Source organism: Streptomyces sp. Act143 (assembly GCF_003143935.1).
Classification (GTDB): Bacteria; Actinomycetota; Actinomycetes; order Streptomycetales; family Streptomycetaceae; genus Streptomyces.
This window is the reverse complement of the sequence record NZ_QFRX01000011.1, coordinates 1,749-7,462: the sequence shown is the minus strand read 5'-3', so window position 1 is coordinate 7,462 and position 5,714 is coordinate 1,749. Positions and strand designations below refer to the sequence as shown.

5 protein-coding genes are annotated in these 5,714 nt (G+C 71.2%); all 5 read left to right on the top strand.

The features are described 5' to 3' along the window. The first annotated feature begins 99 nt into the window (after positions 1 to 99). The gene (locus tag DI272_RS43740) at positions 100 to 885 is read left to right on the top strand and encodes a hypothetical protein (RefSeq protein WP_109501429.1); all 786 of its coding nucleotides are present in this window, start codon (positions 100 to 102) and stop codon (positions 883 to 885) included. Positions 886 to 1,083: 198 nt separating this feature from the next. Further along, positions 1,084 to 2,265 (top strand): ROK family transcriptional regulator, encoded by a 1,182-nt coding sequence (locus DI272_RS43735; protein WP_109501428.1) that lies wholly within the window; start codon positions 1,084 to 1,086, stop codon positions 2,263 to 2,265. 346 nt (positions 2,266 to 2,611) lie between these two features. Continuing rightward, the gene (locus DI272_RS43725; protein WP_109501427.1) at positions 2,612 to 4,135 is read left to right on the top strand and encodes a sugar ABC transporter ATP-binding protein; all 1,524 of its coding nucleotides are present in this window, start codon (positions 2,612 to 2,614) and stop codon (positions 4,133 to 4,135) included. Continuing rightward, entirely contained in the window at positions 4,132 to 5,160 is a 1,029-nt protein-coding gene (locus DI272_RS43720; RefSeq protein WP_109501426.1) for an ABC transporter permease, read from the top strand. The genes DI272_RS43725 and DI272_RS43720 overlap by 4 nt, the downstream gene beginning before the upstream one ends. Before the next feature lie 107 nt (positions 5,161 to 5,267). Further along, on the top strand, positions 5,268 to 5,714 hold a 447-nt coding region (locus DI272_RS45875; RefSeq protein ID WP_258314944.1), incomplete at its 3' end, for a substrate-binding domain-containing protein.

The following is a 5,714-nucleotide window of genomic DNA, read 5'->3' as shown; positions in this document are numbered from 1 at the left end:
GAGTCAGGCCAGCCGCGCGCTGAAGAAGCTGCGCACCAGCGCGGCACTGTCCGCATACGCCGCCACGACCGCCCGCGGAGAGCAGGGAGTGTGCCCGGCATGAGCACGAGGATCGACATGTCGCCGTGGCCGCCGGACCCCGAACTCCGGCAGGCGCTCGACGAGGCCGCACAGGACTGCGCCACCGCGGCGTTCCCGCGCGACCGGATCCTGCGCCGCGCCCGGCGCATCAAGCGTCGCCGCAGGCTGGTGACCGGCACCCTGGCCGTCGCCCTCCTCACCCCGATCGCGTTCGAACTGGGCCTGCCGACGGGGCATACCAACGCGCACACCGTCACCGGCAGCCCCCGGCCCCCGGCCGCTCGTCCCTCCGCCTCGCCCTCGCCGACGGACGGTCGCTCACCGGTCCGCGTCGTGCGCCCCGGGGAGCGGATCGAGGCGGGACTCGGCGTCTGGTACCTGCTGAGGGAGCGGGAGTACTGCGACGCGGGCCCGGACGAGAAGGACCCCATCTGCGTGGGGGATCTGGACGTCAACCAGCCGGGCACCATCCCCATGACCTTCAACGTGTCCCCACGCCCTCAAGGCGTGGTGTACATCTTCGCGTACACCGGACGCACCGCCGCCCGGATCACGATGACGGAGAAGGGCCGCACCACCGTGCTGCCCATCGTGCGGCTGGCCGGACGTCCGGCCTACGTGAGTTCGTACGCGGTCGCCGCCCCGCGGCCCGCCGGTGCGAGCAAGGACCTGTTCGGCGGCGGCGTCCTCTTCCGCGTGTACGACGACGACGGCAAGGAACTGGCCAGGGTGGGGCACGGCGGGCCGAGTGCGCGGCCGACTGCCTCGGAGACCCGCGGGGACGGCATCGGCGGAACTCGGTGAGGTGATCGCCGTCGGCTTAGCCCGACTTGGACTTTGTCCTGTGTGTGGAAAAAGAAGGTGCCTACTCCTGCGTAAGTACTTCCCACTCTGGAAAATGGTTGTTACGTTCCTCTCCGACGACAGCCTGGCGGCGTGGTCGGTGGCGACAGGCGCCCGGACGCCCGGCGGCGGGTGAGGAGAGGAGGGACCGTGCGACGGATGACTGCTCGGCCTGAGAACGCGCATCAGGCGCGGCTGCTGCGTCTGTTGCGTGACACCGGGCCCAACTCCCGCGCCCAGCTGGGTGATCTGGTGGACCTGTCCCGCTCGAAGCTGGCCGTGGAGGTGGACCGGCTGCTGGAGACCGGGCTGGTGGTCGCGGACGGGCTGGCCCCCTCGCGGGGCGGCCGACGGTCGCACAACATTCGGCTCGCACCCACGCTGCGCTTTCTCGGCGTCGACATCGGCGCGACCTCGGTCGACGTCGCCGTGACGAACGCGGAGTTGGAGGTCCTCGGTCATCTGAACCAGCCGATGGACGTGCGTGAGGGCCCGGTCGCGGTCTTCGAGCAAGTGCTGTCCATGGCCGCCAAGTTGCGGGCCACGGGGCTCGCGGAGGGGTTCGACGGTGCCGGCATCGGCGTCCCGGGGCCGGTCCGCTTCCCCGAGGGTGTGCCGGTGGCGCCGCCGATCATGCCGGGCTGGGACGGCTTCCCGGTGCGGGAGGCGCTCAGCCAGGAACTCGGCTGTCCGGTGATGGTCGACAACGACGTGAACCTGATGGCGATGGGGGAGCAGCACGCGGGCGTGGCCCGTTCCGTGGGCGACTTCCTCTGCGTCAAGATCGGCACCGGCATCGGCTGCGGCATCGTCGTCGGCGGGGACGTCCACCGGGGCGTCACCGGCAGCGCGGGCGACATCGGGCACATCCAGGCCGTGCCCGACGGACGGCCCTGCGCCTGCGGCAACCGGGGCTGTCTGGAAGCCCACTTCAGCGGTGCCGCGCTGGCCGAGGACGCTGAGCAGGCCGCGCGCGAGGGTCGGTCGGCGTACCTCGCCGCCCGGCTGGAGACAGCGGGACGTCTGACAGCCGCCGACGTGTCGGCCGCCGCGGCGGCGGGGGACGTGGTGGCCCTGGATCTCATTCGGGAGGGTGGCAAACGTCTGGGACAGGTCGTCGCCGGACTCGTCAGTTTCTTCAACCCGGGGCTGGTGGTGATCGGCGGAGGTGTGACTGGCCTCGGTCACACGTTGCTGGCCAGCGTCCGGACCCAGGTGTACCGGCAGTCGCTGCCGCTTGCGACCGGCAACCTGCCGATCGTGCTCGGTGAGTTGGGGCCGGCGGCCGGAGCCATCGGCGCGGCCCGTCTCATCAGTGACCACGTGTTCTCGCCGGCCTGACCGCCGCCCGATCCCGTCGGCAACCGGCCTGACCGTCGCCCCACCCCGTCGGCAACGGGCCGCCACGCGCGCTTCGGCACACGTGTGGTGTCACGACGATCGGCGGTCCCCGCAAACCTGTCGGTGACACCGCATGCCCGCGGCGCCGCCGTGCGCAGTGACGACGACCAGCTCTTCCTCCTGCCTGGCACGGCCACCGGGCCGTCAGGCATGCCCTGCTCGGCCTTCCGTTCCCAGCAACAGCACGGCACGGCACAACACAGCACCGCACGACACAGCACGGCACAACGCAGCGCCCAGCCCAGCCCTGCCCGCGCACGGCCCGCATCCGCCGAGGGGATTCCTCATGGCACCACAACCACCCCTGCTCACCATGTCCGGTATCACCAAGTCCTTCCCGGGCGTCCGCGCCCTGGACGGTGTGGACCTCGAGGTCCAGGCCGGTGAAGTCCACTGCCTCCTGGGCCAGAACGGGGCCGGGAAGTCGACGCTCATCAAGGTGCTCGCCGGAGCCCACCAGCCCGATGACGGTGAGATCACCTGGCGGGGCGAGCGCGTCACCCTGGGGTCGCCGAGCGCCGCCATGCGGCTCGGCATCGCCACCATCTACCAGGAACTCGACCTGATCGAGGGCCTGTCGGTCGCGGAGAACGTGTTCCTCGGGCACGAACCCACCGCCGCCGGGTTCGTCGTGCGCGGCTCCGCCGCCCGTACCGCGACCGCGCGACTGCTGGAACGGCTGGGCCACTCGGAGATCGAACCCGCCACCCTCGTCGGCGAGTTGTCCGCGGCACAGCAGCAGATCGTCTCCATGGCCCGCGCACTGTCCCACGACGTCCGGCTGATCGTGATGGACGAGCCGTCGGCGGCGCTCGACCCCGAGGAAGTGGACAACCTCTTCAGGATCGTGGCCGACCTGACCGCCGACGGCGTCGCCGTCATCTACATCTCCCACCGCCTGGAGGAGATCCGGCGCATCGGCGACCGCGTCACGGTCCTGAAGGAAGGCCGGTCCGTCGCGGGCGGCCTGCCGGCCGAGTCGACGCCGACCCATGAGGTCGTGGCCCTGATGACCGGGCGGAACGTGGAGTACGTCTTCCCCGAACGTCCCCCGGCCGGGTTCGCCGCGGAGAAGGAGCCGGTGCTCAGGGTCGAAGGGCTCACCCGGCGCGGGGAGTTCGCCCCCGTCGACCTGGCGCTGCGGCCCGGGGAGATCGTCGGTCTGGCCGGGCTCGTCGGGTCCGGGCGCAGCGAGATCCTGGAGACGATCTACGGGGCCCGCAAGGCCGACGCCGGCCGGGTGTTCGTCGACGGCAGCCCCCTGCGGCCCGGGAGCGTGCGCGCCGCCGTGCGCGCCGGCATCGGCCTCGCCCCCGAGGAACGCAAGGCACAGGCCCTGCTGATGCTGGAGTCCGTCAGCAGCAATGTCTCGGTCTCCACCCTGTCCCGGTTCGCCCGCGCGGGCTGGATCGACCGGCGCGGCGAGCGAGCCGCGACCCACCGGGCGGTCCGGGAACTGTCCCTGCGGCCGGACAACCCCGACACCGCGATCAGGACCCTGTCCGGCGGCAACCAGCAAAAGGCGGTGCTCGCCCGCTGGCTGCTGCGGGGCTGCAAGGTCCTGCTGCTGGACGAGCCGACCAGGGGTGTCGACATCGGCGCCCGCGCGGAGCTCTACGCCGTGATCCGCCGCCTCGCCGACGAGGGACTGGCCGTACTTCTCGTGTCCAGCGAGGTCCCCGAGGTCCTGGGGCTCGCCGACCGGGTGCTGGTGCTCCGTGAAGGCAGCGTCGTGCACACGGCGGACGCCCGGGAGCTCGACGAGCACCGTGTACTCGATCTTGTGATGGAAGGGAGCCCGACGTCATGACGCAGCCGGCCACCGCGGCGCAGAAGGAAGCGCCGCCGTCCGCCGCCGCACCCGCGGACGGCGAGAGGAGTTCACGCCGCCCCGTACTGCGCTGGGGCGTACGCACGCTGTCCCTGCTCGGCGTCCTCGCCGTCCTCGTCGCGGTCGGCGGAATCACCGCACCGGACGAGTTCCTGGCGACCAGCAATCTCCAACTCGTCCTCACCCAGGCGTCCGTGATCGGTGTCGTCACCGTCGGCATGACGTTCGTCATCACCAGCGGCGGCATCGACCTGTCGGTCGGCGCGATGGTGGCGCTCGCCTCGGTGTGGGCGACGACCGTGGCCACGCAGGAGTTCGGCTTCGCGGGCATCCTCTTCACCGCCGTGATCGTCGGCGTGGGGTGCGGGCTGGTGAACGGTCTGCTGATCGCCTACGGCCGGATGGTGCCGTTCATCGCGACGCTGGCCATGCTCGCCTCCGCCCGGGGCCTGGCGTTGCAGATCACGGGCGGCAGCACCCAGGTCGTGACCGTCGACTCGGTGCTCGACCTGGGCTCCAGGGACTTCTACGTCCTCGGTGTCCCACCGCTGGTCCTGATCTTCGCCGCCGTCACCGTGATCGGCTGGCTGCTGCTCAACCGGACCACCTTCGGCCGCCGCACGGTCGCGGTCGGCGGCAACGCCGAGGCCGCCCGGCTGGCCGGCATCGACGTCCGCCGCCAGCGCCTCTACCTCTACCTGCTGTCCGGCCTGTGCTGCGGTATCGCCGCGTTCATGCTGATCGTGCTCGCCGGCTCGGGGCAGAACACCAACGGCAACCTCTACGAGCTGGACGCCATCGCCGCCGCGATCATCGGCGGCACGCTGCTCAGCGGCGGTCGCGGGACCATCGTCGGCTCCGTCCTCGGTGTACTGGTCTTCACCACCATCACCAACATCTTCGCCCTGAACAACCTGGAGACCGCGGTCCAGCAGATCGCGAAGGGCGCCATCATCGTCGCCGCCGTCCTGGTCCAGCGCCGCTCGCCGCACGGAGAGACCTGACACCCGCCGTGCCGCACGCCGCCGGACGGCGGACCCTGACGCCGCCGTCCGGCACCCCCACGCAACCCCGTCCGACGCACACCGCCCAGTCGAAGGGTCGATCCACCATGGCAAGAACCCCCGCCACCAGCCGCAGAGCACTGCTGTTCGGCACCGCAGCCGTGTCCGCCGGAGCGCTGCTGACGGCCTGCACCAGCAACGAGCCCAAGGACCAGGAGAAGGCCGCGGACAACGCCGCGCCGGTCGCGGACGACAAGCCCGGCAAGCAGGTCACCATCGGTTTCGCGGGCCCGCAGGCCGACCACGGCTGGCTCAACGCCATCAACGACAACGCCAAGAGCCGGGCGAAGAAGTACTCCGACGTCACGCTGGAGATCACCGAGGGGTCCAACGACACCGCCCAGCAGATCGGCCAGATCCAGACGCTGATCAACAAGAAGGTCGACGTGCTGGTGATCCTGCCCGCCGACGGCAAGGCGCTCACCCAGGTCGGCCTCCAGGCCATGCGGGCGGGCATCCCCGTCGTCAACCTGGACCGGGTCTTCGCCTCCCCG